29 protein-coding genes, 1 tRNA gene and 1 pseudogene are annotated in these 26,076 nt (G+C 72.6%); 15 read left to right on the top strand and 16 right to left on the bottom strand.

Going from position 1 to position 26,076, the window contains the following annotated elements; all coding sequences use genetic code 11:
- Positions 1-18: 18 nt before the first annotated feature.
- Entirely contained in the window at positions 19-1,215 is a 1,197-nt protein-coding gene (locus ACQPY4_RS20415; RefSeq protein ID WP_433338689.1) for an MFS transporter, read from the top strand.
- Between the two features lie 263 nt (positions 1,216-1,478).
- On the opposite strand, the gene ACQPY4_RS20410 is transcribed toward ACQPY4_RS20415, so the two are convergent.
- The gene (locus tag ACQPY4_RS20410; RefSeq protein WP_433338687.1) at positions 1,479-2,531 is read right to left on the bottom strand and encodes a tyrosine-type recombinase/integrase; all 1,053 of its coding nucleotides are present in this window, start codon (positions 2,529-2,531) and stop codon (positions 1,479-1,481) included.
- Between the two features lie 157 nt (positions 2,532-2,688).
- Here ACQPY4_RS20410 and ACQPY4_RS20405 point away from each other — a divergent pair, with 157 nt between their 5' ends.
- Positions 2,689-4,590: a CocE/NonD family hydrolase gene (locus ACQPY4_RS20405; protein WP_433338685.1), complete on the top strand. Its 1,902-nt coding sequence runs from the start codon at positions 2,689-2,691 to the stop codon at positions 4,588-4,590.
- Between the two features lie 52 nt (positions 4,591-4,642).
- Positions 4,643-4,870, top strand: coding sequence for a hypothetical protein (locus tag ACQPY4_RS20400; RefSeq protein WP_433338683.1), 228 nt, complete (start codon positions 4,643-4,645; stop codon positions 4,868-4,870).
- 126 nt (positions 4,871-4,996) lie between these two features.
- Here ACQPY4_RS20400 and ACQPY4_RS20395 read toward each other — a convergent pair whose 3' ends face one another.
- Positions 4,997-6,469: an MFS transporter gene (locus ACQPY4_RS20395; RefSeq protein WP_433338681.1), complete on the bottom strand. Its 1,473-nt coding sequence runs from the start codon at positions 6,467-6,469 to the stop codon at positions 4,997-4,999.
- A gap of 95 nt (positions 6,470-6,564) precedes the next feature.
- On the opposite strand from ACQPY4_RS20395, the gene ACQPY4_RS20390 reads away from it, so the two are divergent.
- The 3 genes from ACQPY4_RS20390 (at position 6,565) to ACQPY4_RS20380 (ending at position 8,452) form a co-directional block, all read left to right on the top strand.
- Positions 6,565-7,074 (top strand): winged helix-turn-helix transcriptional regulator, encoded by a 510-nt coding sequence (locus ACQPY4_RS20390; RefSeq protein WP_433338679.1) that lies wholly within the window; start codon positions 6,565-6,567, stop codon positions 7,072-7,074.
- Positions 7,075-7,271: 197 nt separating this feature from the next.
- Complete coding sequence (locus ACQPY4_RS20385) at positions 7,272-7,856, top strand: hypothetical protein (protein ID WP_433338677.1); 585 nt, start codon at positions 7,272-7,274, stop codon at positions 7,854-7,856.
- Between the two features lie 134 nt (positions 7,857-7,990).
- Positions 7,991-8,452: a hypothetical protein gene (locus ACQPY4_RS20380; protein ID WP_433338675.1), complete on the top strand. Its 462-nt coding sequence runs from the start codon at positions 7,991-7,993 to the stop codon at positions 8,450-8,452.
- 70 nt (positions 8,453-8,522) lie between these two features.
- Here ACQPY4_RS20380 and ACQPY4_RS20375 read toward each other — a convergent pair whose 3' ends face one another.
- Positions 8,523-9,008 carry a hypothetical protein gene (locus ACQPY4_RS20375; protein WP_433338673.1) on the bottom strand — a complete coding sequence of 162 codons (486 nt, stop codon included), beginning with the start codon at positions 9,006-9,008 and terminating at the stop codon, positions 8,523-8,525.
- 132 nt (positions 9,009-9,140) lie between these two features.
- Between ACQPY4_RS20375 and ACQPY4_RS20370 the strand changes: the two genes are divergently transcribed.
- Positions 9,141-9,986, top strand: coding sequence for a tyrosine-type recombinase/integrase (locus tag ACQPY4_RS20370; RefSeq protein WP_433338671.1), 846 nt, complete (start codon positions 9,141-9,143; stop codon positions 9,984-9,986).
- A 302-nt stretch (positions 9,987-10,288) separates the two neighbouring features.
- Here the strand turns inward: ACQPY4_RS20370 and ACQPY4_RS20365 are convergent, their stop codons facing one another.
- Positions 10,289-11,056 carry a VOC family protein gene (locus ACQPY4_RS20365; RefSeq protein WP_433338669.1) on the bottom strand — a complete coding sequence of 256 codons (768 nt, stop codon included), beginning with the start codon at positions 11,054-11,056 and terminating at the stop codon, positions 10,289-10,291.
- 183 nt (positions 11,057-11,239) lie between these two features.
- Positions 11,240-11,543: pseudogene (locus ACQPY4_RS20360) on the bottom strand (ATP-binding cassette domain-containing protein); the annotation flags it as partial.
- A gap of 239 nt (positions 11,544-11,782) precedes the next feature.
- Between ACQPY4_RS20360 and ACQPY4_RS20355 the strand changes: the two are divergent.
- The 7 genes from ACQPY4_RS20355 to cydC all read left to right on the top strand — a co-directional run bounded on the left by ACQPY4_RS20355 (position 11,783) and on the right by cydC (position 20,338).
- Positions 11,783-12,550 carry a winged helix-turn-helix transcriptional regulator gene (locus ACQPY4_RS20355; RefSeq protein WP_433338667.1) on the top strand — a complete coding sequence of 256 codons (768 nt, stop codon included), beginning with the start codon at positions 11,783-11,785 and terminating at the stop codon, positions 12,548-12,550.
- Positions 12,551-12,974: 424 nt separating this feature from the next.
- Positions 12,975-13,262 (top strand): hypothetical protein, encoded by a 288-nt coding sequence (locus ACQPY4_RS20350; protein ID WP_433338968.1) that lies wholly within the window; start codon positions 12,975-12,977, stop codon positions 13,260-13,262.
- Positions 13,263-13,664: 402 nt separating this feature from the next.
- On the top strand, positions 13,665-14,846 hold the full coding sequence (locus ACQPY4_RS20345) for an MFS transporter (RefSeq protein WP_433338665.1): 1,182 nt from the start codon (positions 13,665-13,667) through the stop codon (positions 14,844-14,846).
- A gap of 124 nt (positions 14,847-14,970) precedes the next feature.
- The gene (locus ACQPY4_RS20340; RefSeq protein ID WP_433338663.1) at positions 14,971-16,218 is read left to right on the top strand and encodes a cytochrome ubiquinol oxidase subunit I; all 1,248 of its coding nucleotides are present in this window, start codon (positions 14,971-14,973) and stop codon (positions 16,216-16,218) included.
- A 34-nt stretch (positions 16,219-16,252) separates the two neighbouring features.
- Positions 16,253-17,011 (top strand): cytochrome d ubiquinol oxidase subunit II, encoded by a 759-nt coding sequence (locus ACQPY4_RS20335; RefSeq protein ID WP_433338661.1) that lies wholly within the window; start codon positions 16,253-16,255, stop codon positions 17,009-17,011.
- A 10-nt stretch (positions 17,012-17,021) separates the two neighbouring features.
- Positions 17,022-18,641: a thiol reductant ABC exporter subunit CydD gene (gene cydD / locus ACQPY4_RS20330; protein ID WP_433338659.1), complete on the top strand. Its 1,620-nt coding sequence runs from the start codon at positions 17,022-17,024 to the stop codon at positions 18,639-18,641.
- The gene (cydC, locus tag ACQPY4_RS20325) at positions 18,638-20,338 is read left to right on the top strand and encodes a thiol reductant ABC exporter subunit CydC (protein ID WP_433338657.1); all 1,701 of its coding nucleotides are present in this window, start codon (positions 18,638-18,640) and stop codon (positions 20,336-20,338) included. The genes cydD and cydC overlap by 4 nt, the downstream gene beginning before the upstream one ends.
- Positions 20,339-20,351: 13 nt before the next feature.
- On the opposite strand, the gene ACQPY4_RS20320 is transcribed toward cydC, so the two are convergent.
- The 11 genes from ACQPY4_RS20320 to ACQPY4_RS20270 all read right to left on the bottom strand — a co-directional run bounded on the left by ACQPY4_RS20320 (position 20,352) and on the right by ACQPY4_RS20270 (position 25,055).
- Positions 20,352-20,795, bottom strand: a complete 444-nt coding sequence (locus ACQPY4_RS20320) for a phosphatase domain-containing protein (RefSeq protein WP_433338655.1) — start codon at positions 20,793-20,795, stop codon at positions 20,352-20,354.
- A 22-nt stretch (positions 20,796-20,817) separates the two neighbouring features.
- Positions 20,818-21,216, bottom strand: a complete 399-nt coding sequence (locus ACQPY4_RS20315) for a gas vesicle protein K (protein WP_433338653.1) — start codon at positions 21,214-21,216, stop codon at positions 20,818-20,820.
- Positions 21,213-21,428, bottom strand: a complete 216-nt coding sequence (locus ACQPY4_RS20310) for a gas vesicle protein (protein WP_433338651.1) — start codon at positions 21,426-21,428, stop codon at positions 21,213-21,215. Before ACQPY4_RS20310 ends, ACQPY4_RS20315 begins: the two co-directional genes overlap by 4 nt.
- The gene (locus tag ACQPY4_RS20305; protein ID WP_433338649.1) at positions 21,425-22,222 is read right to left on the bottom strand and encodes a GvpL/GvpF family gas vesicle protein; all 798 of its coding nucleotides are present in this window, start codon (positions 22,220-22,222) and stop codon (positions 21,425-21,427) included. The genes ACQPY4_RS20310 and ACQPY4_RS20305 overlap by 4 nt, the downstream gene beginning before the upstream one ends.
- Positions 22,219-22,629 (bottom strand): gas vesicle protein, encoded by a 411-nt coding sequence (locus ACQPY4_RS20300; RefSeq protein ID WP_433338647.1) that lies wholly within the window; start codon positions 22,627-22,629, stop codon positions 22,219-22,221. The genes ACQPY4_RS20305 and ACQPY4_RS20300 overlap by 4 nt, the downstream gene beginning before the upstream one ends.
- Before the next feature lie 3 nt (positions 22,630-22,632).
- A complete protein-coding gene (gene gvpO, locus ACQPY4_RS20295; protein ID WP_433338645.1) occupies positions 22,633-22,935 on the bottom strand; it encodes a gas vesicle protein GvpO in 303 nt (100 codons plus the stop codon).
- A 7-nt stretch (positions 22,936-22,942) separates the two neighbouring features.
- Positions 22,943-23,203, bottom strand: a complete 261-nt coding sequence (locus ACQPY4_RS20290) for a gas vesicle protein GvpG (RefSeq protein ID WP_433338643.1) — start codon at positions 23,201-23,203, stop codon at positions 22,943-22,945.
- Complete coding sequence (locus ACQPY4_RS20285; RefSeq protein ID WP_433338641.1) at positions 23,200-23,976, bottom strand: GvpL/GvpF family gas vesicle protein; 777 nt, start codon at positions 23,974-23,976, stop codon at positions 23,200-23,202. The genes ACQPY4_RS20290 and ACQPY4_RS20285 overlap by 4 nt, the downstream gene beginning before the upstream one ends.
- Positions 23,973-24,383, bottom strand: coding sequence for a gas vesicle protein GvpJ (gvpJ, locus tag ACQPY4_RS20280; protein ID WP_433338639.1), 411 nt, complete (start codon positions 24,381-24,383; stop codon positions 23,973-23,975). The genes ACQPY4_RS20285 and gvpJ overlap by 4 nt, the downstream gene beginning before the upstream one ends.
- A gap of 149 nt (positions 24,384-24,532) precedes the next feature.
- Positions 24,533-24,604, bottom strand: a tRNA-Arg gene (locus ACQPY4_RS20275).
- A 166-nt stretch (positions 24,605-24,770) separates the two neighbouring features.
- Positions 24,771-25,055: a hypothetical protein gene (locus ACQPY4_RS20270; RefSeq protein ID WP_433338637.1), complete on the bottom strand. Its 285-nt coding sequence runs from the start codon at positions 25,053-25,055 to the stop codon at positions 24,771-24,773.
- Positions 25,056-25,151: 96 nt separating this feature from the next.
- On the opposite strand from ACQPY4_RS20270, the gene ACQPY4_RS20265 reads away from it, so the two are divergent.
- A complete protein-coding gene (locus ACQPY4_RS20265; RefSeq protein ID WP_433338635.1) occupies positions 25,152-26,075 on the top strand; it encodes an alpha/beta hydrolase in 924 nt (307 codons plus the stop codon).
- The last annotated feature ends 1 nt before the right edge of the window (position 26,076 follow it).

Genomic DNA, 26,076 nt, shown 5'->3' with positions numbered 1-26,076 from the left:
TGCCGTGGACTCGCGGCCATGACACCCGTGAGCCGCCGCCTGATCCTCCTGCTCGCCCTGACCTGCGGGACCGCCGTCGGCAACGTCTACTTCCCCCAGGCGATCACCCCCACCATCGCCACCGGACTGCACCTGGAACCCGGCACGGCCACCCAGGTCGTCACCGCCGTCCAGTTCGGCTACGCCGCCGGGATCTTCCTGCTCGTCCCCCTCGGCGACCGCCTGCCGCACCGCCCCCTGCTCACCACCCTGCTCACCCTGACCGGCATCGCCCTGCTGGCCGCGTGCGCCGCCCCGTCCCTGGGACCCCTCATCGGCGCCAGCGCCCTGATCGGCGTCACCACCGTCGTCGCCCCCCTCATCGGCCCGATGGCCGCCGGCCTGGTCGCCGCCGACCGCCGCGGCGCCGTCGGCGGCACCCTGCTCAGCGGATCCATCGGCGGCATGCTGCTGTCACGAGCCCTGGGCGGCGCCCTCAGCGAATGGCTCGGCTGGCGCGCCCCCTACCTGCTGGCCGCCGCCCTGACCCTCACCATCGCCGCCTGCCTCGCCCACGCCCTCCCGACCACGACACCCCCGTCCACCCAGCCCTACCCCCACCTGCTGACCCAGCCGCTGCGCCTGCTGCGCACCGAACCGCTGCTGCGCCGCTCCTGCCTCTACCAAGCCGCCGTCTTCGCCGGCTTCTGCGCGGTCTGGACCAGCGCCGCGCCCCTGCTCACCGGCCCCACCTACCACCTCGGCGCCCACGCCGTCGGCGCACTGGCCCTGGTCAACGCCGCCACCATGCTCGCCACCCCCCACGCCGGACGCCTGGTCGACCGCCACGGCCCCGACGCCGTCAACCGCGTCTGCCTCCTGACCGTCCTGGCCGCCGCAGCCATCCTCACCCTCGCCACCCTCGGCGGCCCCACCGGCATGACCGCCCTCGTCGTGGGCACCCTGGCCCTGGACATCGGCATGCAGTCCGGCATGGTCGCCAACCAGGTCCGCATCTACTCCCTGCGCCCCGGCATCCGCGCCCGCCTCAACACCGCCTACATGACCTGCTCCTACCTGGGCGGCAGCCTCGGCTCCTGGACCGGCACCCAGGCCCACACCCACCTGGGCTGGCCCGGCGTCTGCGCCCTCACCACCCTGCTCACCACCCTGGCCCTGACCCACCACCTCACCACCCGCACCCCACCCCGCGCCCCCACGACATCACCGGCATGAAGCTCCACGACACCCACGAAACCACCCCGCTCGGCGCCGTCCGACCCGGGTTCCGCAGCGCCCAACCCACCGGATCGAGGCAGCCCGGACGCCAGCCGCCGCGGGCCGCCCCACCGGCACGCACAGCCCCTTACGGCATCCGCCGCCGGGAGCTGGGATCGCCGGAGCCACGTCGCGTCACGTACTTCATCGCCCACGCCGGGTTCGCGACCGCTCCGAGCCGCGGGTCGCACCGCCCACCACGGCTACGGCCCGCCGGGACGCTATGACGGCGCCTCAGGCGGGGCGACCGACCCCAAGAGCGGATGGACGCGCATCGCCGCCTCCAGCTCGCCGGGCAATTCGTCACGATAACGGCCCAGAGTCGACAGATCCGCGTGACCCAGAACACGGCGGACCGCGTCCATGTCGGTGGCGGCGGCCAGCAGATGCGTGGCGGTGGTGTGACGCAGCCCGTGCGGGGTCACGCTACGCCGCCGCTCGGGATCGACCCGCGCCAGCACCCGATCGATGACCGCCTGGACGTCACCGCGCGCCAGACGACGTCCCCGCCACGACAGCAGCAGCGCCTTGGGCTCGCGGCCACGATCCAGCGCCGGACGCCCCTCACCGAGATAGGCGTCCAGAACCAGCGCCACCGGATGGGGGAGCGGCACATCACGAGTACGGCCCCCCTTACCGAAGATCCGCCAATACCGCGTCCCGGCGTTCACGAAGAAATGCTCGACATCGGCCGAGGTCAGCTCCGACACCCGCGGCCCCACCGCCGCCAGCAGCAGCACGATCAACCCGTCGCGCAACCCGGTGCGCTGGTCGGCGCGCCCCTGCCCCCGCGGCTCGCGCACCACCAGCTCCTGCGCCGCACCCAGCAGCCCCTCGGCCTGCTCGGTCGTCAGCGCCCGCCGCTCCGGACGCAGCCCACCACGCACTTTGGGACGCAACGTCACCGCCTGCATCGGATTCAGCTGCACCCACCCCGCCACCACCGCGTACTGGAAGAACGCCGACACCGAACGCCGGAACCGCGCCTGCGACGACGCGCTCTGCGCCGGACCAGGCCCCGACGGCACCGGACGCGACCGCCGCCCGTCCGGCTTGCGCGCGAACCGCAGCAGCACCTCCTCCACATCGGCACCGTCCAGATCGTCCAGCACCCGCACCGGACCCGCGAGCTCGGCGAAGGTGTGCACATCACGCGCGTACACCTCGGCCGTACCGGGCGCCAGCGCCCCAGTCGAGCTCTTGGCACGGACCATCTCCGCATACCGGTCAACCGTCTCGCCAACCGTCAGCCGCTGCACTTCGCTGGGACGCACCCGCCGGACGCTACCGCCCCCCTCCGACACAATCGGCCACCCGGACACGCGAGCGTCGCCGGGCAGCCGGATGCTGGAGCGATCCCGAGACCGTCAGCGGAGCTCCGAACCCAGTGACCGTTGACACCATGAGTGGATCTTGGCTAGACACGCCTCTGTGGCAGCCGACGAAGGCATTTCCGAGCCGATGTATCACACGGCCCTGGAGCCGGACCTCATGGTCCCGATGCGCGACGGAGCGCGGCTGGCCACGGACGTGTACCGGCCTGCCGGGCAGGACGGCGTCGTCGGCACACCGCTGCCGACCCTGCTGGTCCGTACCCCATACGGCAAGTCCACCGCCGGGGAGGAAGACGAGTGGGCGCACTGGTTCACCGCACGGGGATACGTCGTGGTGATCCAAGACTGCCGCGGCTGTTTCGGGTCCGAGGGCGAACTGGGGTTTCTCGGCTGCGAGGCCGAAGACGGGCATGACGCCGTCGGCTGGGTACGCGCCCAGCCGTGGTGCGACGGCCAGGTCGGCACCTGGGGCACCTCCTATCTCGGCTGGACGCAGACGGCCACCGCCGCCGCCGGCACCGAAGGACTGGCCGCGATGGTGCCGAACCAGAGCGGCGCCAACGGCTACACCAGCTCGATCCGGCACGGCGGCGCGCTGGAACTGCGATGGATCGCCTGGATGTTCTGGCATTCCGCACGCAACACCCAGGCCGCGCTCAAGGCACAGCCATGGGTGGACGCCGCCCTCAACAAGGACCCGATACCGTTCGGGCAATGGCTACGCCGCTGGCCGATCCGGCCCGGCGCCACCCAGCTCGCCCTCGTCCCGCCATATGAGCGGCTGGCGTTCGCGCTGCTCACCCACGACTCCTACGACGACTTCTGGACGAACCCGGGAATCAACCCGGCCGCCCACCTCGACCGCTTCACCGACGTCCCCACACTGCTGATGGGCGGCTGGTACGACTCCTACACCCGCGCCACATTCGAACTGTTCGAGGGCCTGTCCGCCCGCAAGACCGGACCGATCAAACTGATCGTCGGGCCCTGGTCGCACGACCGGACGGGGGAAACCACAGCCGGCGACCTGTGGTTCGGCCAAGACGCGGCCATCGACGTCATCGGCACCCACCTGCGCTGGTACGACCGCTGGCTCAAGCAGCGACCCAACGGCGCCGACCATGACCCGCCGGTGCGGATCTTCGTGATGGGCGGGGGATCGGGCGCACGCGGCCCGGAAGGCCGGCTCAGCCACGGCGGCCGATGGCGCGACGAGTACGAATGGCCACTGGCACGGACCGTCCACGTCCCCTACTACCTGCACCAAGACGGCGGCCTCAACCCCCAGCCGCCCGCGGAGGACACATCCTCGACCACCTACCGGTTCGACCCGGCCGACCCAGTGCCGTCGATCGGCGGCAACGTCTCCTCACTGTTCGAGGCACCCGGCCTGCCACCCGGAATCACCGACCCCCGGGACACATACATGTTCGAGGGCATCCAGAACCTCCTCGAACCGGGCGGCTTCGACCAGCGCGAATCCGCCCACCTGTACGGCAGCCAGCCGCCCTACCTCCCGCTCGCGGCACGCGCTGACGTCCTGGTCTTCCAGACCGACCCGCTCGTCGACGACCTCGAACTGACCGGGCCGATCGAGGTCCGGTTGTGGGTCACCACCACCGCGGCCGACACCGACTTCACCGCCAAGCTGATCGACCTCTACCCACCCTCGACAGCCCACCCCCACGGCTACGCCCTCAACCTCACCGATTCGATCATCCGGCTCAAATACCGGACCGGCGACCCGCCCAGCCCCCTACCACCCGGCGAAATCACCCCGGTCACGATCACGCTCTACCCCACGAGCAACCTCTTCGTCGCCGGCCACCGGATCCGCCTCGACATCTCCAGCTCCAACCATCCGCGCTTCGACATCAACCCCAACACCGGCGAACCGCCCGGCACACAACGCCGGCACCTCATCGCCGACAACACCGTCTTCCACGACACGCAGCGGCCCTCGCACATCATCCTCCCCACCGTGCCCCGCCCAGCCTGACCCGCGTCTTCGCCGCGTTGCCCACCCCCACCCCACCCCCGACAATGACGCGATGATCCCCATCTACACCACCGACCACATCCCCATCGCCGGCAGCAACCCCGTCGTCCAGGCCTTCCCCGTCTGGGCCGACGACCACGACATCGGCAAGGCCCTCGACAAACTCGCCTACGCCGCCCGCCAACGCGGCGCCCACGCCGTCATCGGCCTCCGCTCCAGCTACAACAGCGACTACCACCAGCACATCCTCATCGGCACCGCCGTCATCCTCGCCACCTGACCCACCGCGACAACATCGGCACGCGAAACGCCCCCGCGCACACGGCACGCCACCCGGCTCGAGGAGCTCGTCCGCGATCGCGCGGCCCGCCAGCGGGGGAGAGGCACCACCGGGTGAGCGTGAAGGTCACGGCCGGGGTCTCGCGGGACCGGACGCAACGGCATCGTTCGCGGTCCGCGGACGACCCGCCGACGACGGCCCGGCCGCGGGCGCGATGCCCAGGGCCGTGACGGCGCTGAGAGCGGCGGCGACGGCGATGAACCACCAGGCGTGCTGGAAGACCGTCCGCGCATCGTCCAAAGACAGGCCAATCGTCCCGACGACGGCGACCAGGACGGCGACACCGAGGACATAACCGAGCTGGCGGCTGGTGTTCACCACCGCGCTGCCGGTGGCCGCCTGACCCCGCGGCAGACCGGCGGTGGCGGCAGCGATCATGCTGGGCAGCGCCAGGCCGATACCCATGCCGATGACGATCCACCCGGGCAGGACCTGAGTCACGTAACGCACATCGGGGGAGGCGCTGACAGCCAGCATCACCGCACCGGCACAGAACAACAGGTTCCCCAAAGCCACCAGGAAGCCCACCGGCATCCGCTTGGCCAGCCGCTGACCAACAACCGCGAAGACCGGCACCATCAACGGCCCGGGCACGATCGCCAGACCCGTGCCGATCACGCTGAACCCGGCGACGTTCTGCAGCCACAGCACGACACTGGGGAAGACCGCACCGAACGCCGTACAGAACACCAGCGCCGTGACGTTGGCCCAGACGAAGGTCGGCTCCCGAAACAGCGACGGATCGATGACCGGCGCCGGATGCCGCAGGACGCGCACGACCAGACACACGACCCCGAGCACGCCCACGGCGAAGGCACCCACCGTCATCGCGTCCGTCCAGCCCCACTGCTCGCCCTGCACCAGACCCAGCGCCACCGCGCCGACGGCAAGCGCGAGCACCACCGCCCCGAACAGGTCGGGCAACCGGGTGACCGACTCGTCCCGCGAATCGGCGACGACACGCACCGCCACGGCGAACACCAGGACGCCGACGGGCAGATTGATCAGGAACACCCACTGCCAGGACACCTGGACCAGCGCGCCACCGACGACGGGACCGATCGCACCCGCGACGGAACTCGTCGTCGCCCACACCTTCACCGCCCCCGCACGCCGTTCAACGGGAAGACAGCTGAGCAGCAGCCCCAGGCTCGCCGGAGTGAGCGCCGCGGCACCGGCGGCCTGCACCACCCGGAACGCCACCAGCCACCACAGCGACGGAGCGGCCGCGCAGCCCACGCTGGCGAGCGTGAACACAGCCAGCCCGGCGAGGAAACCCGACTTACGGCCGTACCGGTCCGCCAGCCGCCCGGCCGGGATCAGCAGCGCCGCGTAGACGATCGTGTAACCGTTGAGGACCCAACTGAGATCCGGCAGGGACGAGCCGGAGAAATCGGCGCCGATGTCGGTGAACGCGACGTTGACCACGAAGACGTCCAGCATCGCCATGAACGAGGCCGCGCAGAGCACGACCACGATGACGGTCGAGCGGCCGGGACTCGGCGGCCGCGTCCCGGCCGTCGGCATCCGTGCTGCCACAGGGAAACCCCTTCCTCGCACTGGCTATACCTTTGTGCAGCCAGGGAGCCGCTGACTATACCCCGGTATCGCCAGAGTTGGGTAGCATGAGACGCATGGCTGCTGTGATGGAAGGCCCGCTCGCGAATCTCAGCGACTGGAAACCGGAGCACTGCTCCCTCGTCAAGGCCCTGGAGATCGTCGGAACCCGATCGGCACTGATGATCCTGCGCGAGGCCTACTACGGAACCACCCGCTTCAGCGCCTTCGCGCAACGCATAGGCATCACCGAGAGAGTCGTGGCCGGACAACTCCGCCACCTCACCGAAGCCGGCCTGCTCCACCGCCGCCCCTACCGCGACGAAGGCGGCCGCACCCGGGACGAATACGTCCTCACCGCCATGGGCCGCGACCTGCTCCCAGCCGTCCTCGGCCTGATGCAATGGGGCGACAAGTACCTCCACGACCAGCAGCCACCGCTCCTGTACGTCGAACACGACACCGGCGCCCCCGTCACAGTCGAACTACGCAGCGACACCGGACACAAAGTCGAACTGGACAACCTCGGCGTCCGCCTCAACCCGGTCTGGCGCAAGCCCAGCCCCCCAGCGGACACCCCCACCTGACCCTCCAGCGCGGCACGCGACTCAAAGCCCGGACGGGACGCCCGCGCGACCACGGGCCCGCTCCACCGAGCCTTCTCACAGCGGCACCACCGCCCGGACGCAGTCATTCGGCGGGAGGCCGGACCCAGCCTGGGGGAGCGGGGCCACGGCCCCTCGTTTCGACCTCCATCGAAACACCTAGGGGCCACCATCGGCCTATGGAAACGACCGTCCTCACCGACCCCGCCTACACGGTGCCGCAGTGCCCTCCGGCCGAGACCGGCATCGCCTGGCTGCGCGCCAACGTCGCCCGATTCAGCGATGGCCCCGCCCACACGCGACGCCGTCGGCTCATCGACGATCTCCTCGCGGCGCTGACGGTCGTCCCGCGGCCAGGCGCCGACCCGACGGCGACCCTGCTGGCCGCGCTCGGCCTCCCGCCGGAACTCGCCGCCGACGTCGACACGATCGCCACCGCCTACCACCCCCACCAGCCCGCCACCCGGGAAGCCGACACCGCCGTCGAGCGCCTGGCCACGGCCTGCGGCGGCCATGACGAGCAGGCGGCGGCGAAGATCTGCGTCCTGGTCCAGGCCCACGCCGCGACCCGCGCGCTGATCACGCAGCTCAGAAGCGGGGGAGAGGGGCCGCCCGTCCCCGTCACCCGCCGCGTCGACCCGCACGGCAGGACCGTCGAGGTCGACCTGACCGAGGCGCCCTACGGCGCCGGGCCGCACGCCTGCCCGGGACGCGACCTGGCCCAGCGCCTCGCGCGAGCGGCGATCAGCCACCCGATCCCATGAATCGGACATACGTTCGATACCATACAGAATGTGGCTTCTGTCCGGTTTAACGAACTTCTCGGAACGCGACCCGCGCGGATGCCTTAGATTCAAGGGGAGCACCCACCGGCAAGATCATCCAGGAGGTCGCGGACGTGGACGCGGACGCGCTGTTCGACCAGGTCGGCGAGGTCGTCAGGGGATCGGCGCCCCGAGAACTCGGGCCCGTCCACCTGTACGTCCACCGCAACGGCGTCAAGGCCTGGTACGGCGACCGCGCGCCCGCCAACCGCGAGCACTACGAGGCCCAGCTCATCCGCGCCGACATCGCCACCGACGCCCGCGAGTACGCCCTGGAGATCGGCTTCCACGCCGAGCACACCCGCGAACCCGACAACGAAGCGACGATCACCCGACTGCGCGCCCACGAGAACGCCTGGCGCGAAACCCTGGGCAAAGACGCCGTCGCCGGAGCATTCCTGGGACGCGACTCCTGGCGGCGCGTCTCGGAGACCTGGCTCGACCCGGACCTGTCCGACCCCGACACGCCCTTCGAGATCGGCGTCCGCCTCGTCGAGTACATCGCCACGCTCGAGCCGCTGCGCCGCACACCCTGACAACCGACGAACACGCCCGTTCTGCCCCCTCTTCTGGCGATCCTCCACTTGGTCGATAATGTACATTATGTTAAGTAGAGCTGATTTGCCCCACCCCGCTCAATGACCTCACGGCGCGCTCCCGCCCCCGGACACTGAACTCCTCGCCGGCGTCGGCGCGCTGTGTCGTCAGACGTCCAGGCTCGCCCAGCAGCCGCGAGGTTGGTCGATCACTGTCCGTCGTGGCCCGGTTGCCGAGCGAGCGCAGCTTCAGCATTACCGTGTTCCCGCTCCCCCGCCCTCGGCTGCGAGCCAGGGGCCGAGGGCGTCGATGTCCCAGGACGGCGAAGAGGCTCAGCGGAATGCCGTCGCAGTCGGGCCACGGCGTTCCCGGATTCAGGAGCGCGGGGCCGCCCCAGCGGCCGAGGCCCGCGGGCTCGATGCCTGGCTTTGCCGGGCGCAGGGCGAAGGCGGGTTTTGCCAGTGCCGCGACCTGGGCGCCGATGTGTTCGCCCAGGTGCTCGACGCACAGCTCGCGCACCTTGGCGTGCGCTTCTTCGTAACTCGCGAAAGCCATGGGGGGTCTCCTTATCGCCCGCGACAGTAGTGCGAGTGGACGACGTTTCGGCGTCCGCCATGAAGGCTCGGGCTTGGGGCGACGTCATGACCTGCTTGAGGTGAACCTTGGTTGAGGTTGCAGGGTGGCGGTATGGGTTTGTCTGTGGATGGCGCCTACGACTCACGCGTGCGGGGGTTCCTGGCCTGGATGGAGGCCGGTGATCCCGACGGCGACCCGCTCGGCGACAGCCACGGCCGCGACTTCGCCGTCCGCGACTACAAGACCCACCTCAAGACCGTACTCGGGCGGGCCGACAACACCGTCAACGCGCAAATCACCGCACTCGACCACTTCTACGAGCACCTCGGCCTCGGCCCGGTGAAGATCCGCCGCGACGCCGCCCCCAAGCTCGCCCCCCGCTCCCTGACCGCCCGCGAACAGAAACGCTTCCTGCGCGCGGTCGAACGCCGCCCCCTCGCCCGGGACCGCGCGATCGGCCGGCTGCTGTTCTACTCCGGCGTACGCGTCGCCGAGCTCGTCGCCCTGGACCTCGACGCCGTGCCGATCTCCGCCCGCAAGGGCAAGGTCAAAGTCGGCTCCGGCAAGGGCATGGTCTCCCGCACGATCCCGCTGCTGGACGCCACCGCCCGCGACGCCGTCAAAGATTGGAAACGCGAACGCTCCGGCTGGCCCGGCGCCGACACCCCAGCGTTGTTTCTCAACCGCCGCGGCGGCCGCCTCACCGCCCGCGCCGTCGACCAGCTCATCGACGAGATCGCCCTCGACGCCGACCTGGTCGACGAGGACGGGCACCCGTTCGTCTCCGCACACACCCTGCGTCACACCTTCGCCACCAACCTGCTGCGCAGCGGCGTCGACATCGTCGTGGTCGCCGAACTACTCGGACACGCCCGACTCGACACCACCCGGCGGTACACCTTGCCCACCCACACCGACCTCGAAGAGGCTGTCGGGCGCCTGCCCACCGATCAGTAGGGTCCACCCGCTGAGCTGGGCGGACTCAATCGCGTGTACCTGGTGCCACCAGTCTTACCGACACCCCGAAGCGGACGGATCGACGCTCGTACTTTGTGAATCCGAGCTTGGCGTACAGCTTGAGGGCAGGCGTGTTTGTGTCCTTGATGTCCCGTAGGACGTACTCCTCGTAGCCGGGCAGAGCCAGCAGGTGCTGCAATGGTGCCTGGCCGACCTCGGTCTCACCTTGTCGAGGAGGTCCACACCGACGACATCTACGCGCGTCTTGCCGAGCTCGACCACTCGGCCAGCTGACCGTCGGTTCAGCTCGTCATCGCCGCACCGACATCGAACTCCGTGCCGAACGGGTCCGTGATGCGAGCGACCCGCCCGTAGATCATGTCGTAGGGCTCGGCCGAGGTCCCACCCGCGTCGACCGCTCGCCGCGCCGCCGCATCGGCGTCGTCCACCTGGAACAAGGTCCCCCAACGGGACTTCGTGGCCTTTGGGTCACCGGCGATGCCGCCGATCTCGTGGCCATCCGGTCTGCGCAGGAACGTGAAGTCGAGCTCGGGCATGTCCGGGTTGGCATCCAACGTGTAGCCGAAGACCGCGACGTAGAAGTCGCGCGCGGGCCCGGATTCCGCGGTGACCAGGTCGTTGCGGAGCAGGGCGTTCGGCTCGTTGACGATCTCGCAGCCGATGTGGGCACCGGCCTGCCACAGTCCACACTGCGCACCGGTGGTGTCCTTGATGATCGCCGTCCGGCCCTGGTCCAGCACGTCCATCGGACCGGTGATGATCGAGCCGCCCGCGTCCCGCGCTCGGGCGGCCGCGGCGTCACAGTCATCCGTCGCGAAGTAGACGTTCCACCAGAAGTCCGTGGCGTCGGGATCGGGGTTCGGCCTGATGGCCGCGACGGGTCTGCCCCGTAGCAAGCACTGGGTGTAGTGGCCGAACTCCGCCGGTCCCACATCGAACTCCCAACCGAACAACGCGCCGTAGAAGGTCATCGCGCGGTCGAGATCCGGGATGCCCAGGTCGATCCAGGTCGGTGTGCCAGCCGGTTGCGTGGTGGTCAGCTCGCTCATCGTCTCTCCTTGTCGTGTCCCCATCTTGTCCCGCATGACCCCGGAACCTAAAGCACCGGTGTAAACCCAGCTCACACCGACGTGGGCTGCCCCCTCCGTCACTTGCACTTCGGGCCAGTTTCAGGAGTTCCGGGCCTTGTACCGGTTAGGGCGTTGGCCGAGTGGGCCGGGTTGTCGGAGTTGCAGCAACAGGTTCTCCACCCCGGTGAGGTCCTCGTCGACCGACGCGAACTGCCCGGTGAGGCCCACCCTGCTCCGCACCGCCCGGGCGTCACGCACGACGTCGTAGCCGAGCACTTGCGCCTCTCCGGCGTCGGGGTGCAGGAGCGTGGCCAGCATGCGGATCGCGGTGGTCTTGCCCGCCCCGTTCGGACCGAGCACGCCGTACACGCCCCCCGGCGCTCATGGCCAGGTCCACACCGGCGACCGCGTGAGTCTCGCCGAAGCTCTTCTTCAACCCTCTCGTCTCGATCGCGAGCTTTCCCATGGGTTCGATTCCTTCTCTCGGTGTTGCGAACGGATTAGTTGAGCACGGTGCGGTGCGCGGCCAGCGCCTCGGCGAGTGGGGCGTTCTCCGTTCCGTCGTCGAGACCGCCGCCGACCAGGATCACCGGGGCCCGTCGCCGTGCCGTGTGTAGCCGATGGTGGTGCCGTCGACGGAGGTCACAGTGTTCACACTCCTAATTTAGGAGCATTCACACCTGGTGTGCAAGTACACTCGGGTGCATGAGCAAGAAGCGGCTGTTCGACGACCCCTGCGGCATCGCGCGAGCGCTGAACGCGGTCGGCGAGCGGTGGGCGTTGCTCGTCGTGCGGGAGCTGGTCTTCGGCCCGAAGCGCTACTCCGACCTGCACCGCGGGCTGCCGCAGATGAGCCAGAACGTCCTCGCGCAGCGGTTGCGCGAGCTCGAAGCCGACGGCCTGGTGCGACGAAGGCGCCTGGGACCGCCTGCGCCCGCCGCCGTGTATGAACTCACCGAGCGTGGGCAGGAACTGGAGCCCGTGCTCCGCGCGCTCGCCCACTGGGGCAGCCGCGCACCGCTGCCCGAGGACGGCGCGGCGGAACTGAGCGTCGACGCGCTGCTGTTCGCCCTGCGCGCCACCTTCGATCCGGCACTGGCGGGTAAGCTGTCGCTGCGCTGCCAGCTGGACGTCGCGGGCGATCGGTTCCGCATCACCGTTGCGGGCGGGCGCCTCGAGCTGGACCGCGGTGAGCACGCCGAACCCGAGGCGTGGCTGAACGTGCCGGAGGCGGCGACATTGCGCGATCTGGTGTTCGCCGGTGCGGCGCTGCACGACGCCGTCGAGCGGGCAGACACCGAGGTGGCGGGCGATACCGCGCGGCTCGCCGCACTGCTGCGCTGCTTTCCCGCAGCCGTGCGGTATCCGGCGCCACAGGACCCCGGGCCGCCGGATACCGTGTCGCCGGGCCTCGGGTCACCGAACGCCGAACTCCCGGATCCCGCCGTCAGCGCAGGAAGTCGTCGGGGGTGAGCGGCAGTCCGCGGACCCCGGACACCGGTGGCGAGGTTACGTCGGCCGCCAGTTCAGACTCCGCGGGCTCGCGGAACTCATCGCCGAGACGACGACGCACCACTTGGATAGCGACCCGCAGCTCAACGCCTGGCGCTGGTCCACGACCGAGCATGATCGACTTGTTGCAGTAGCCCATTCCCTAACGGACACGCACATCGGAACGGAATGTCACGCCAGCGTCAGCCGGAACGACCGCCTAACGAGACTTTTCGTTCCGATGCTGGTCGACCCCCGTGATGGGGACGGTGTTCGCGATCCTTGGTGATCAGGGTGCGGGGCCGGAGGCGGCGTTGCGGCGGGTGGGGCGGTTGGCGTTGGAGGCGGACACGCGGTCGCGGGGGGATCATCTGGCGCGGTTGGGGCGGTTCGTGGGGGGGTCCGCCTGCTGGCCTGGAACGGGCTCGAGTACACCGGGTCCGACGCGCCTCCGTCGACCGGGATGTTCGCCGACACCATCGACGAGCTGCGGAAACTGCAGGAGGCGGGTGAGCTGCCCGCCGATCTCGATCCGGCCTGCCTGGTGGTCATGCTGATGGCGATGACGATGGCGCCCACCACGCTGCCGCACGTCGTCGAAAGCACCTGCGGCGTCGACCCGCGCTCGCCCGAGTTCCTCGACCGGTTCGCCGATCAGGTGGCGGTCCTGGCCAGGCACCTGGGGCTCGGCTGAACGGCGGGGGCCCGCTTCGGCGGTCGGGTGGCATCAGAGGGTGGTGCCGTGCCGGGTAGGGTGCCGGGTATGACCTGGCGATGTTGATCCTCAACCGTTCGGTGTGATCGCCTCCGGCTAGTCGGCTGGTGGGCGTGTCGTCCAGCACAGCTGGTCTGTTTCGCGGCGTGGTCGTTCCGCCGTGTCCTCCCCCGCTCCCCCGCCGCGTGCGCGTGCGTTGTCCGGCGCGCGGCGTCGTGCCTGTCCCCTGCCCGGCCGCGTCGGCGTCGTTGGTTCGCGCCGTGGCCGGTTCGGCGGCTGCCGTTCGGGTCTGGTCTGCCTCTGGTGTGCGCTCGTGGTCCTCCCTGGTCTCCCGGCACGTGACGGCTGGCGGGTTCGGGACGGTGACGAGGGAGCGGCGGGATGTCGGTGGGTGTGGAGCGGGTGGTGCGGCGGCCGGAGGCGGGGCTGGCGCGGCGGTTGTACGTGTACGCGTTTCTGGAGGATTTCGTTCTTCTGTATCCGGTGTACGCGGTGTTGTTCGCGGGTGCGGGGTTGTCGGCGGCGCAGATCTCGTCGTTGTTCGTGATCTGGTCGGTGACGGCGGTGGTGTTCGAGGTGCCGTCGGGGGTGTGGGCGGATGTGGTGTCGCGGCGGCGGTTGCTGATGGTGGCGCCGGTGCTGTGCGGGGCGGGGTTCGGGTTGTGGACGGTGGTTCCGGCGTATTGGGCGTTCGCGGTGGGGTTCGTGCTGTGGGGGCTGGGGTCGGCGTTGCGGTCGGGGACGATGCAGGCGCTGGTGTTCGAGGAGCTGGCGCGGGTGGGGGCGTCGGGGTCGTATGCGGGGTTGATGGGGCGTTCGGAGGCGGTGGCGGCGCTGGCGGTGATGGTGGCGTCGGTGGTGGCGGCTCCGGTGCTGGGTGTGGCGGGGTTCGGGGGTGTGGGTGCGGCGAGTGTGGGGGTGTGCGTGCTGGGGGTGGTGGCGGGGTGGTCGATGCCGGAGACGCGCGGGCCCCGCGGCGAGGGTGAGGTGGAGCCGTCGCTGGGTGCGGTGGTGCGTGAGGGGTGGGGTCAGGTGCGCGGGTCGGCGGCGGTTCGGGGGGCGTTGGTGTTGTCGGTGGTGGTGACGGGTGCGGCGGCGATGGATGAGTATGTGCCGCTGCTGGTGGTGTCGATGGGGGTGGCGGGTGCGGGGGTGCCGTTGCTGGTGGGTTTGGTGACGGCGGGTGACACGGTCGGGGGCTGGTTGGCGGGGCGTGGGGTGCGGTGGTTCGGTCCGGTGGTGCTGGTGTCGGGGTTGTGTCTGGCGGCGGGTTCGGTGGGGGGAAGTGCGTGGGGGCTGGTGCTGGTGGCGGTGGCGTTCGGGGGGTTGCGGTGGGCGATGACGGCGGCGGACGCGCGGTTGCAGGAGCGGATCGGTGATGGGGCGCGGGCGACGGTGACGTCGCTGGCGGGGCTGGGGTCGGAGGTGGTGGCGGTGCTGGTGTTCGCGGGGTACGGGGTGGGTTCGTTGTGGGCGGGGCCGGGGGTGTTGTTCGTGGTGGCGTCGGTTCCGTTCGTGGTGGTCGCGCTGGTGGTATGGCGGGGCGGGGGTTCTACAACCTGAGATGTAGGGCTGTTTCGGGGGGCTGCGCGAAACGCGCAGGGCGGGTGTATGCGCGGGCCGGATTCGCGGGGGCGGGGGTGGGCCGCAGGATCGGTGCGTCCGGTTCTGTGTGGGGGTGGGTTGCGTGGGTGTGGACCCGCTGGTGTTGGCCCGGGTGCAGTTCGCGTTGACGGCGGGCTCGCACTTTGTGTTCGTGGCGTTGACGTTGGGGCTGGCGACGCTGGTGGCGTTGATGCAGACGCGGGCGACGCTGTCGCGCAGTGCGGTGCATGCGCGGATGACGCGGTTCTGGGGCCAGCTGTATGTGATCAATTATGCGGTCGGGGTGGTGACGGGCCTGGTGATGGAGTTCCAGTTCGGGTTGAACTGGGGCGGGATGTCGCGGGTCGTGGGTGAGGTGTTCGGGGTTCCGCTGGCGTTGGAGACGGTGGCGGCGTTCTTTGTGGAGTCGACGTTCCTGGGGTTGTGGATCTTCGGGTGGGATCGGCTGAACCGGTGGCTGCATCTGGTGCTGATCTGGGTGGTGGCGCTGACGGCGTACTGCTCGGCGTATTTCGTTCTGGTGGCGAACGGGTGGCTGCAGCGTCCGGTGGGTTATGTGATGCGGGACGGGACGGCGCGGCTGACGGATCTGGGGGCGTTGCTGGCGAATCCGACGGCGGTGCTGGCGTTCGGTCATGTGCTGTTCGGCGGGTTGCTGACGGCGGGGTTCTTCATGGCGGGGGTCAGCGCGTTCCATCTGTTCCGGCGTACCGAGGAGGTGGAGTTCTTCCGCCGGTCGGTGCGGACGGGGCTGGTGGCGGTGGCGGTGTCGGTGATGCCGGTGGTGATCTTCGGTGGGTCGCAGGTGCGGTATGTGCAGCCGACCAAGCGGGGCGCGAGTGAGGAGGGGCTGGCGGCGCAGGCGGCGTTCGTGGCGCGGTTCGGGCCGGGTGACTACCTGCCGCCGGGGCTGGCCGGGGCCGGTGAGGCGGTGATGGTGCTGTCGTGGCTGGTGATGGTGGCGCTGGCGGTGGCGGGCCTGGTGAAGGTGCCGTTCGGGCGGTGGCTGGTGCGGGGGCGGGTCTTCCATGTGGTGCTGATGGCGGCGGTGCCGGTCCCGTATGTGGCGATGCTGGGCGGGTGGGTGTTCCGTGAGGTGGGGCGGCAACCGTGGACGGTGTACGGGGTGCTGCGGACCGAGGACGCGTTGTCGCAGGTCCCGCCGGGGATGATCGCGGCGTCGTTCGTGGCGTTCACGGGGTTGTTCGCGGTGCTGGTGGTGCTGAACGTGTGGTTGCTGGCGCGGTACGCGCGGCGGGGCCCGCGGGGGTCGCGGCTGGGTGCGGTGCCGTCGGCGGCGAGCGAGCCGGAACCGGCGGCGGCGCTGTGAACCGGGCGGGCGTGGGGTTGAGGGGTGTGGGGTGATGGAGTTCGTCGCGGTGGCGATGCTGGCGGTGCTGGTGTCGGGGTACCTGGTGTTGGCGGGCGCGGACATCGGGGTGGGGATGCTGCTGGGGGTGCTGGGCCGGGACGAGCGGGAGCGGCGGGTGGTGATCGCCTCGTTCGCGCCGTTCTTCCTGGGGAACGAGGTGTGGCTGGTGGCGGCGGCCGGGGTGACGGCGGGTGCGTTCCCGGGGCTGGAGCATGAGCTGCTGGTGGGGCTGTACCCGTTGTTCGTGGTGCTGCTGCTGGGCTGGGTGGTGCGGGACATGGGGCTGTGGCTGCGGGGCCGGGTCGATGTGCGGTGGTGGCGTGCGGGGTGTGACGTGGCGGTGGTGGCGGGGAGCTGGGTGCTGGCGCTGGTGTGGGGTTCGCTGCTGGGGACGTTGCTGGTCGGCGGCGGTCATCTGGAGGCGGGCCTGAACGCGGGGTCGGTGGCGGGGCTGCCGCTGGCGGGGTTGTTCGCGGTGCACGGCGCGGGGTTCGCGCGGTGGCGGTTGACGGGGGTGCCGGCGTCGCGGGCCGGGTCGGTTCCGGGCCGGTACGCGGTGTCGGCGGTGGCGCTGGCCGGGGTGGCGGTGGCGGCGGGGTCGCGGCTGCCGCTGTGGGAGGTGATGGCGTCGGGGACGGCGTTGCGGGTGACGGCGGTGATGACGGTGGTGTTGCTGCCGTTGCTGGTGGCGGCGCAGGCGCTGACGTGGTGGGTGTTCCGCGGCCGGGTCGACGCCCCGTCCTATCTGTAGGGGGTGTGGGGTGAAGGCGGTGGAGCGGCGGCTGCTGCGGCTGGTGCCGCGCGGCGCGGTGGCGGCGCTGGCCGGGGTGGCGGTGGCGCGGGGTGTGCTGCTGGTGGTGGCGGCGGAGGTGCTGGCGCGGGCGGTGGCGGGCCTGGACGCGGGTCTGCTGGTGGTGCTGGCGGGCGTGGTGGCGGTGCGTGCGGTGGTGGGCTGGTGCGGGTCGCTGGTGGCGGGGAGTGTGGCGGCGGGGGTGAAGCGGGAGCTGCGGGGCGGGCTGCTGCGCCGTCCGGCGGGTGCGGCCGGGGGGCGGGTGACGCTGCTGACGCGGGGCCTGGACGCGGTCGACCCGTTCTTCACCGGGTATGTGCCGCAGTTGCTGTCGGCGCGTGTGGTGCCGGTGGTGGTGCTGGGGTGGCTGGTGGTGGTGGATTGGCCGTCGGCGGTGGTGGTGGCGGTGACGGTTCCGCTGGTGCCGGTGTTCGGGGTGCTGGTGGGGTCGCGGACGGCGGAGCTGACGGGACGGCAGTGGGGGGCGCTGGAGCGGCTGGGCGGCCATTTCCGGGACGTGCTGGCGGGGTTGCCGACGCTGCGGTCGTTCGGGCGGGCGGGGCACCAGTCGCGGGTGGTGCGCGAGCTGGCCGGGGCGCATCGGCGGGCGGCGGCGCGGGCGCTGCGGGTGGCGTTCGTGTCGGCGCTGGTGCTGGAGCTGGTGTGCGCGCTGTCGGTGGCGCTGGTGGCGGTGCCGGTGGGGTTGCGGTTGCTGGAGGGTGAGATGGCGTTGGCGACGGGGCTGGCGGTGCTGGTGCTGACGCCGGAGGTGTATCTGCCGTTGCGGGCGCTGGGGGCGCGGTTCCACGCCAGCGCGGAGGGTGTGGCGGCGGCGGGCGCGGTCCTGGAGGTGCTGGACTCCCCCGTGCCGCGCCGCGGCGGCACGGCGGTGCCGGGGGCGGGAGCGCCGGAGATCGTGCTGGAGGGCGTGACGGTCCGCTACCCCGGCGCGGTGGGGGCGGCGCTGCGGGAGGTGTCGTTGCGGGTGCGGCCGGGTGAGCGGGTCGCGGTGACGGGCCCGTCGGGCGCGGGCAAGTCGACGCTGCTGCTGGTGCTGGCGGGGCTGGTGGCGCCGTCGTCGGGGCGGGTGCTGGTCGACGGGGTCGACCTGGCCGATCTGGATCTGGACGCGTGGCGCGCGCGGCTGGGGTGGGTGCCGCAGCGTCCGCATCTGTTCGCGGCGTCGGTGGCCGACAACATCCGGCTGGGCGCGCCGGACGCCGGTGACGCGGCGGTGCGGGCGGCGGCCGACGCGGCGGGCGCGGGCGGGTTCGTGCGGGCGCTGCCGGCGGGGTTCGCGACGGTGCTGGGCGAGGGCGGCGCGGGGTTGTCGGGCGGTGAGCGGCAGCGGCTGGCGGTGGCGCGCGCGTATGTGACGGGCGCGCCGGTGATGCTGATGGACGAGCCGACGGCGCGGCTGGATCTGCGTAGTGAGCGGCTGCTGGTGGAGGCGGCGGCGCGGCTGCTGGCGGGGCGGACGGCGGTGCTGGTGGCGCATCGTCCGGCGCTGGTGGCGGTGGCGGACCGGGTGGTGCGGCTGGAGGCCGGGCGCGTGGCCGAGGGCCGCGGGGGCCGGGGGGCGGCGGCGTGAGCGCCGCGGCGGCGGGCTGGTGGGGCGTGGTGCGCCCGCACGCGGCGCGGCTGGTGGCGGCGGCGCTGGCGGGCGCGGCGGCGCAGCTGTGCGGGCTGGGGCTGGTGGCGTCGGCGGCGTGGCTGATCGCGCGGGCGTCGCAGCGTCCGGGGCTGGCGGTGCTGTCGGTGGCGATCGTGGCGGTGCGGGCGTTCGCGCTGGGCAAGGGCGGCCTGCGGTATGTGGAGCGGCTGGCGGGCCATGACGTGGCGTTGCGGGTGCTGGCGGAGCTGCGGGGCCGGGTGTTCGACGCCCTGGCCACCGGCCAGGGCCACGACCGTGGCGGGCGTGATGGTGAGTGGCTCACGCGGATGGTGTCGGATGTGGAGGCGGTGCAGGATCTGCTGCTGCGGTGCGTGCTTCCGGCGGTGGCGGCGGCGGTGACCGGCGCCGCGGCGATCGCGGTGGGGGCGGCGGTCGCGCCCGCGGCGGCGGTGGTGCTGGCGGTGGGTGTGCTGGTGGCGGGTGTGGCGCTGCCGGTGGCGGCGGCGGCCGCGGGGGGCCGGGCGGCGGCGCGTGCGGACGTGGCGCGGCGGGAGCTGGCGGTGGCGGCGCTGGATGTGACCGAGGGCGCGGCGGACCTGGCGGTGTTCGGCGCGGCCGGGCGGTTCACGCGGGTGGCCGACGGCGCGGCGGCGCGGCTGGCGCGGGCCGAGCGGTCCGCGTGGCGGGTGGCGGCGCTGGTGGCGGCGGCGGGAGTGGTGGTGCAGGGCGTGACGGTCGCGGCGGTGGCGTGGGCGGGCCTGCGGGCGGGCGGCGACCAGGTCGCGGTGGCGGTGCTGGCGCTGGTGGCGCTGGTCGCGGTCGAGTCGGTGCTGCCGCTGGCCGACGCGGCGGCGCGGCTGCGTGCGGTGCTCCCGGCGGCGCGGCGGATCGCGGCGCTGCTGCGGACCCCGGTCCCGGTTGCGGCGCCGCGTCCGGCCGTGGCGGTGGCGGTGGGGCCGCTGCCGGTGGAGCTGCTGGGGGCGCGGGTGGTGTTCCCTGGCGGGACGGTCGCGCTGGACGGGGTGGACCTGGCGGTGGAGCGGGGCCGCCGCGTGGCGGTCGTCGGCGCCAGCGGCGCGGGCAAGAGCACGCTGCTGGGGCTGCTGACCGGTCAGGCCCCCCTGTCGGGCGGTGCGGTGCTGGTCGGCGGGGTGCCGCCCGGTGACGCGCCGGACGCGGTGCGGGGCCTGACGCACGACGCGCACGTGTTCGCCGGGACCGTCCGGGCGAACCTGCTGCTGGCGCGTCCCGGCGCGTCGCAGCGGGAGCTGGACGCGGCGGCCCGGCGGGCCCGGTTCACCGAGGTGGTGCGGGACCTGCCGGACGGGTGGGACACCCTCGTCGGGGCGGGCGGCCACGGCCTGTCGGGCGGGCAGCGGCAGCGGCTGCTGCTGGCGCGGGCGCTGCTGGCCGACCCGCCGGTGCTGGTGCTGGACGAGCCCGCCGAGGCGCTGGACCCCGCGACGGCCGACGCGATCACCGGTGAGCTGCTGGCCGCGCCGGGCGGCGGGACGCTGCTGCTGGTGACGCACCGCCTGGCGGCGCTCGGCGAGGCCGACGAGGTGGTCGTGCTGGACCGGGGCCGGGTGGTGCAGCGGGGCCGGCACGCGGCGCTGCTGGCGGTGCCGGGCCCCTACCGCGACCTGTGGGACGCCGAACTCCTGACGACCTGACCCGCCCCGGGGGTTACGGGCGGGGGAAGCGGGCGATCCAGCGGCGTTGCCACGGCGTCTCGACCGCGCGCGGGTGGTAGTGGGCGCGGGTCCAGGCGACGGCGTCGGCGGGGTCGGTTCCGGCCAGGACGGCCAGGCAGGCGATGACGGTGCCGGTGCGGCCGACGCCTCCCCCGCAGGCGACCTCGGCGGCGGCGCCGCCGCGGGCGCGGGCGTGCAGGTCGCCGATCTTGGCGATGGCGTCGTCGCCGTCGCGGGGCAGCAGGAAGTCCGGCCAGTCGATCCACGCGCACGGCCAGGTCAGGGCCGGGGCGTGGCGGCGCCGCAGCCGCCGCGACCCCAGGTAGAGGCCGTATTCGGGGTCCGGGCCCTGGGGTGCGGGACGGCGCAGGCCGCGTCCGCGCACGCGGGTCCCGTCGGGCAGCTCGATCGCGCCGGGAAGAGTGAGGGTGCTCATGCCCCAGTATCCCAGCCCGGCTTTACGGGTCGGGCAGCAGCGGGCCCAGGGGACCCAGGTCGAGGTTGAGGTCGCCGTCGTCCAGGCCGAAGTGGTCCTTGAGCCGTTCCATCGCCTCCTCCAGCCGCATCAGCGCCAGGCCGAGCAGCTCGGCCTGCTCGTCGGTGAGGTCACCGCCCTCCACGCGGCGCAGCGCCTGGCGTTCCATCAGCTGCCGGATCAGCTCGACCAGCGTCAGCACCAGCTTGACCAGGTCGCGTTCGACGGTCTCGGGGTCGGCGCGCAGCCGCTGCGCCAGCGTGCCCGGCCCGGCCGCGGGCCGCCGCGGCGCGGGTTCGGCCAGCGCCTGGTGGAAGGTTTCGCGGGACGCGGTCCGCACCCGCTCCCCCGCCCCGCCGTGGCCGTTGTGCCGGGGCGTCATCGGGGCACGTCCGGGAGCAGTTCCTCGCGCACCGAGGTGATCAGGGCGCGGAGGCTGATGTGGACCAGGTCGATGTCGGCGATGGAGATCACCACGTCGCCGGCGATGACGACGCCGCCGGCCAGCAACCGGTCCAGCAGGTCCACCAGCGCGACCTGCTGCCCGCCCGCCCCCGTCCCGGGGGTGAGGGTGTCGTGGACGGGGACGGTCACGGCGCCTCCCCGATGCCCTCGATGAACGAGTACGGCGGCCACGGGCCGGTCAGCTCCACGGTGACGCCGGGCAGCCGCGCGTCGATGTCGCCGACGGCGGCGGCGAACGCGTCCGCGTGGTCGTCGTCCAGCAGGTACGCCACGTTCAGGATCGGGGTGCCGTCGCGGCCCGACAGGCGCGGGTCCTGCGGCGGGTGCGTCCGCGAGGCCAGGGCGTGCTCGCACAGCTCGGCGTGCACGGCCTGCGCCTGGGCGGCGTCGCGGCGGTGGGCGTCGTGGCGGGCGCGCTGCGCGGCCTGGCGGCGCCGCAGATACGCCGTCCCCACCCCCGCCCCGGCGCCGGTTCCAGTGTCGGGTGGCGGCTCCTCCGCCACCGGCGTCTTCGGCTGCGGATCGGGGTGGGAATAGGCCTTGACGCCCCATTCGGACCGGCCGGTGACCCCGGCCAGGACCCGGTCGAACTGCTCGTGCCGCTCGGCCAGCAGCGCGGCGACGCGGGCGTCGTCGCGGTACAGGGTGGCGATGCGGACCGGGGCGGTCGCGGCGACGTGCGCGGCGCGATCGACGACGTCGTGGTGGGCGCGGGCGGTGGCCTCCAGCCACGCCAGGTCCTCCAGGTTGGCGCGCAGGGCGTCCTCGCCGTACTCGCCGGTGGGCACGGTGCCGACCAGCGCGCTCAGGCGGCCGTCGGCGACGGCGCGGACGGGTTCGCCGGCCACGCCGGTGACCCCGGCCAGCACGCCCGGATCCAGGTCGCGGGCGACGGCGTACATGTAGACGGCCTGGTCGGTCATGCGTCCCTCCCCTCGGCGCGGCGGGCGCCTTGTTCGCCGTTGGCCGGTTCCAGCGCGGCCAGGCGCTCGCGCAGGCGGCGGTTCTCGGCCAGCAACGCCTCCTGCTCCCCCTCGCCGTCGCCGTCGCTGAGGGCGGGTCGGGCGCGGGAGGACAGGGTGGGGTCGTGCTCCCACCAGTCGATGCCCATCTCCTTGGCGCGATCCACCGAGGCGACCAGCAGCCGCAGCCGGATCGTCAGCAGCTCGATGTCCAGGAGGTTGACCCGGATGTCACCGACGATGACGATGCCCTTGTCCAGGATGCGTTCCAGCAGGTCGGCCAGGTTCGCCGTGGCCGGTGGCCCGCCGGGCGCCGCGGCCGCGGCGCGGGCGGGGTTGCGTCCGCCGGTCCAGGAGATCTCGCTCAACGGTTACTCCTTCCCCACGTGTCCGCGGGCGTAGCGGCGGGCGCGCCGGCAGGACACCAGCTCGCCGTCGCCGTCGATCTCGGTGTCGTACACGGCGAGGATGTCGGCGGAGTCGGGGATGCGGTGCACCTCGACGACCTCCACCGTCACCAGCCACCCGCCGCCGTCCCCGACCTCGCCGCCGCTGTCGCCGTTGCTGGCGCTGGTGTCGTTGCGGCGCAGGCCCACGATCGACTCGGCGGGGCGGCCGGTGAGCGCGGTGACATGGTCGGCGGCGGCGCGGGCGGCGTCGGTGGCGGCGAGCATCTCGGGTTCACGCTCCCCTGTCGGCGTTGATGAAGGTGGCGCGGGTGAGGCGGTCGAACAGCTCGTCCTCGCGGGCGGCGGCCTCGTCCTGGGTGATCTCGCCGTCGGCGACCATGTCCGGCAGCGCGCGCAGCTCGGCGGCGATGCGGGCCGGGTCGTACAGCTGCGCCTCGGCCTGCTCGGTGAGGACCTCGGCGATCCACACCACGCCGCGGACGGGCGCCAGCGGCAGGGTGAGCAGGCCGGTGAACAGTCCCACGGTTCTCACGCCTCCGGGACGAAGTCGTAGGGCGGCAGCGGCCCGACCAGGCGCAGCCGGACGCGTCCGTCGTGATCGCGGGCCAGCCCGGCGACCAGGTCGGCGAACGCCTCGCGGCGGTCGGCGCGGACCAGGAACGCCGCGTCCAGGACGTCCTCCTCGCGGGCCGGGGGGCGCCGCACCACGGCCTCGGCGGCCGGTTCCAGCACCTCCATCACCGCCTGGGCGTCCTGGTCGCGGCGGGCCCGCAGCGCCTGGGCGATGAGCTCGCCCAGGCGGATCCGCTCGTAGTGGGTGGCGTCCTCGGGCAGGTCGCGCAGGGCCCGGTTCAGGTCGGCGATCTGCGGTTCGGCCGACAGGACCTCCCGCAGCACCGTCTCCTGCACATAGGAACCGCGCAGCCGCAGCTCGACATGCCCGTCGACCCGGTCGACGATCTCGGTGAGGCGGTCGGCGTTGCCGGCCAGCAGCTCCTCGCGGACGGCGGCGGGCGCGGCCAGCGCGGCGCCGAACCGGAACGGCAGCACCGCCACGCCGGTGTTGACCAGGCTTTCCAGGACGCGTTCATGGGCGATGAGGTCGGCGCGCTCGCCCAGAGGCCGGTTCTGCGGCAGATCGCCCGTCACCGCGGCGCACGGGCCGTGCTCGATGAGCCGCACCGGCCGCTCGTCCAGCCCGGTCAGCCCCTCGGGCAGGGTGATGCCGGAACGGGTGATCCCGTACACGTACTGCGGGGCGGGCGGCGCGGCGGCGCCGTCCAGCGCGGCGTGGGGGGCGGTCATGCGTCGTCCTCCTTCTTGGTGGAGCGGCGGCGCGCGGGCCGCTTCTCGGACTCGGAGGAGGTGAAGGTGTCCTTGATGGCCTCGCCGGCGCCCTGCAGGGCGCCCTTGGCCTTGTTGCCGGCGCCGGTCTGCTGCATGTCGCCGACCATCTCCGGCAGGCCCTTGGCGGTGCCGGTCTGGGTCAGGTCCAGGCGGTTGACGGCCTCGGCGAAGCGCAGGTAGGTGTCGACGCTGGCGACCACGATCCGCACGTCGACGGTGAGGATCTCGATCCCGACCAGCGCGACGCGGGCGTAGATGTCGATGACCAGGCCCTTCTCCAGGATCAGGTCGACGACGTCGACCAGCCCGCTGCCTTGCCGCTGGTACTCGGTGCCGGACGTCCGCTGGGCTACGGCACCAGTCATGGTGTCCATCTCCTTGTTCTGTCGGGGGTATGCACCACCCCGTACCCCAATGGCCCGGCCTAAACGGGCAAAGATCCCTTCAAGGGGTCGCATCGGGGCGAAGCCGCACCGCGGCGAGCACGCGCGGGACCAGCGGCCGGACGTCTGGGTGTCCCCGGCAGGAGTCGAACCTGCGTCCCCGGCTTCGGAGGCCGGTGCCTTGTCCATTGGGCCACGAGGACACGCACGCGCCACACACGCGCGCGGTCAAAGAAAGGAGGGTCAGCGTGCCCGGGAGCGGGCGCCGCGCCGTCGTCGCCTGGCCATCCCGCCCCCTTCTTTTCTCTTTCTCTGGTGTCGTGGTGGGTTCCAGCGTGCCCGGGCAACACCGGCGGCGGCAACGGGTTTTCAGTGGTGCACGACGCAGCCGCGCCGTTCCAGCGCGGCAGCCAGGGCGGGCGGGACGCGCAGCGGGTTCCACCGCACATCCAGGCGCTCCAGCGCGGGCAGGTCGGCCACCCAACCCGGCAGCGACGTCAGCGCGTTGGAGCGCAGATCCAGGTGCAGCAGCCGCGGCATCGCGCGCAACGACACCGGGACGTGATCCAGGCCGCCGCCGCGCAGCCGCACCTCCTCCCCCACCCCTCCCCTGGTCGCTGCTGGAGCTTTGAGCGCCACTATGGCAAGTTCCATGGTTACCTGACGGTAGACAGCGGGAGGCGACCCCTTGATGACCGCACGACCACGGACCGCACGAGCACGTCCCGGCCCGGCCGGAACCGCGTCCCGGTGAGCGACCGCGCGGGACGCGACCCCGAACACCTGGCGTTCATGCGCCGCCGCCTGGCCGCGCCACCCCCCGCGGGCCGGGGGATCGACGCGGCCCGCCGCCACCACGCCGCCGACCTGGCCCGCTCCCCGCGCGTCCCGGTCGCCCGCGTCCAGGACCTCACCCTGACCGGCCCCGCCGGACCGCTGCCCGCCCGCCTGTACGACCCCGAACCCACCCGGGACGCCTCCCCCGCCCTGGTGTACCTGCACGGCGGCGGATGGGCGCTGGGCGACGTCGACTCCTACGACCCCGTCGTGCGGGCCCTGGCCGCCGCCTCCGGCGTCGCGTTCGTGTCCGTCGGGTACCGCCGCCCACCCGAAGACCCCTTCCCCGCCGCCCTGGACGACACCGTCGCCGCCCTCACCCACGTCCGCGGCCACGCCACCGCCCTCGGCCTGGACCCCGCGCGCGTCGGCGTCGCCGGCGACAGCGCCGGGGCCCAGCTCGCCGCCGCCGCCACGCTGCGGCTGCGCGGCACCCCCGACGCGCCCGCCGCGCAGCTGCTGATCTACCCCGCCCTGGACCTGCGGACCGTCCCGGACCCGCAGCCCGACCCCGACGGCCTGCGCTTCCCGCACGGCGGCCTGGAACGCGTCGTACGGACCTACCTGCGCGGCGCCGACCCCGCCGACCCGCACGCCTCGCCACTGGCCGCGCCCGACCTGACCGGGCTGCCGCCCGCCGTCATCGCCGCCGCCGAGCACGACCCGCTCGCCGCGCAGGCCCACGCCTACACCGCCCGCCTGCGCGACGCGGGCGTCCCCGTCGCCCTCATCCCCGGCACCGGCCTCGACCACGGCTACCTGGGATGGACCTCCTTCACCCGCGCGGCCGCCGACGCCGTCACGGCCATCGGCGCCGCCACCCGCACCCTGCTGTAAC

It is taken from the genome of Spirillospora sp. CA-294931, assembly GCF_050946795.1.
Lineage (GTDB): Bacteria > Actinomycetota > Actinomycetes > Streptosporangiales > Streptosporangiaceae > Spirillospora.
Note: the sequence above shows the minus strand (reverse complement) of the source record. Positions and strands in the feature narration are given on the sequence as shown.

Coding starts and splice junctions, on each gene's coding strand:
- ACQPY4_RS20320 (WP_433338655.1), bottom strand. CDS start 20,795: ATGAGCACCCTCACTCTTCCCGGCGCGATCGAGCTGCCCGACGGGACC.
- ACQPY4_RS20345 (WP_433338665.1), top strand. CDS start 13,665: ATGTCGGTGGGTGTGGAGCGGGTGGTGCGGCGGCCGGAGGCGGGGCTG.
- ACQPY4_RS20335 (WP_433338661.1), top strand. CDS start 16,253: ATGGAGTTCGTCGCGGTGGCGATGCTGGCGGTGCTGGTGTCGGGGTAC.
- ACQPY4_RS20365 (WP_433338669.1), bottom strand. CDS start 11,056: ATGAGCGAGCTGACCACCACGCAACCGGCTGGCACACCGACCTGGATC.
- ACQPY4_RS20270 (WP_433338637.1), bottom strand. CDS start 25,055: ATGGAACTTGCCATAGTGGCGCTCAAAGCTCCAGCAGCGACCAGGGGA.
- ACQPY4_RS20315 (WP_433338653.1), bottom strand. CDS start 21,216: ATGACGCCCCGGCACAACGGCCACGGCGGGGCGGGGGAGCGGGTGCGG.
- ACQPY4_RS20305 (WP_433338649.1), bottom strand. CDS start 22,222: ATGACCGACCAGGCCGTCTACATGTACGCCGTCGCCCGCGACCTGGAT.
- ACQPY4_RS20285 (WP_433338641.1), bottom strand. CDS start 23,976: ATGACCGCCCCCCACGCCGCGCTGGACGGCGCCGCCGCGCCGCCCGCC.
- gvpO (WP_433338645.1), bottom strand. CDS start 22,935: ATGCTCGCCGCCACCGACGCCGCCCGCGCCGCCGCCGACCATGTCACC.
- ACQPY4_RS20385 (WP_433338677.1), top strand. CDS start 7,272: ATGGAAACGACCGTCCTCACCGACCCCGCCTACACGGTGCCGCAGTGC.
- gvpJ (WP_433338639.1), bottom strand. CDS start 24,383: ATGACTGGTGCCGTAGCCCAGCGGACGTCCGGCACCGAGTACCAGCGG.
- ACQPY4_RS20355 (WP_433338667.1), top strand. CDS start 11,783: ATGAGCAAGAAGCGGCTGTTCGACGACCCCTGCGGCATCGCGCGAGCG.
- ACQPY4_RS20390 (WP_433338679.1), top strand. CDS start 6,565: ATGGCTGCTGTGATGGAAGGCCCGCTCGCGAATCTCAGCGACTGGAAA.
- ACQPY4_RS20400 (WP_433338683.1), top strand. CDS start 4,643: ATGATCCCCATCTACACCACCGACCACATCCCCATCGCCGGCAGCAAC.
- ACQPY4_RS20370 (WP_433338671.1), top strand. CDS start 9,141: ATGGGTTTGTCTGTGGATGGCGCCTACGACTCACGCGTGCGGGGGTTC.
- ACQPY4_RS20375 (WP_433338673.1), bottom strand. CDS start 9,008: ATGGCTTTCGCGAGTTACGAAGAAGCGCACGCCAAGGTGCGCGAGCTG.
- ACQPY4_RS20415 (WP_433338689.1), top strand. CDS start 19: ATGACACCCGTGAGCCGCCGCCTGATCCTCCTGCTCGCCCTGACCTGC.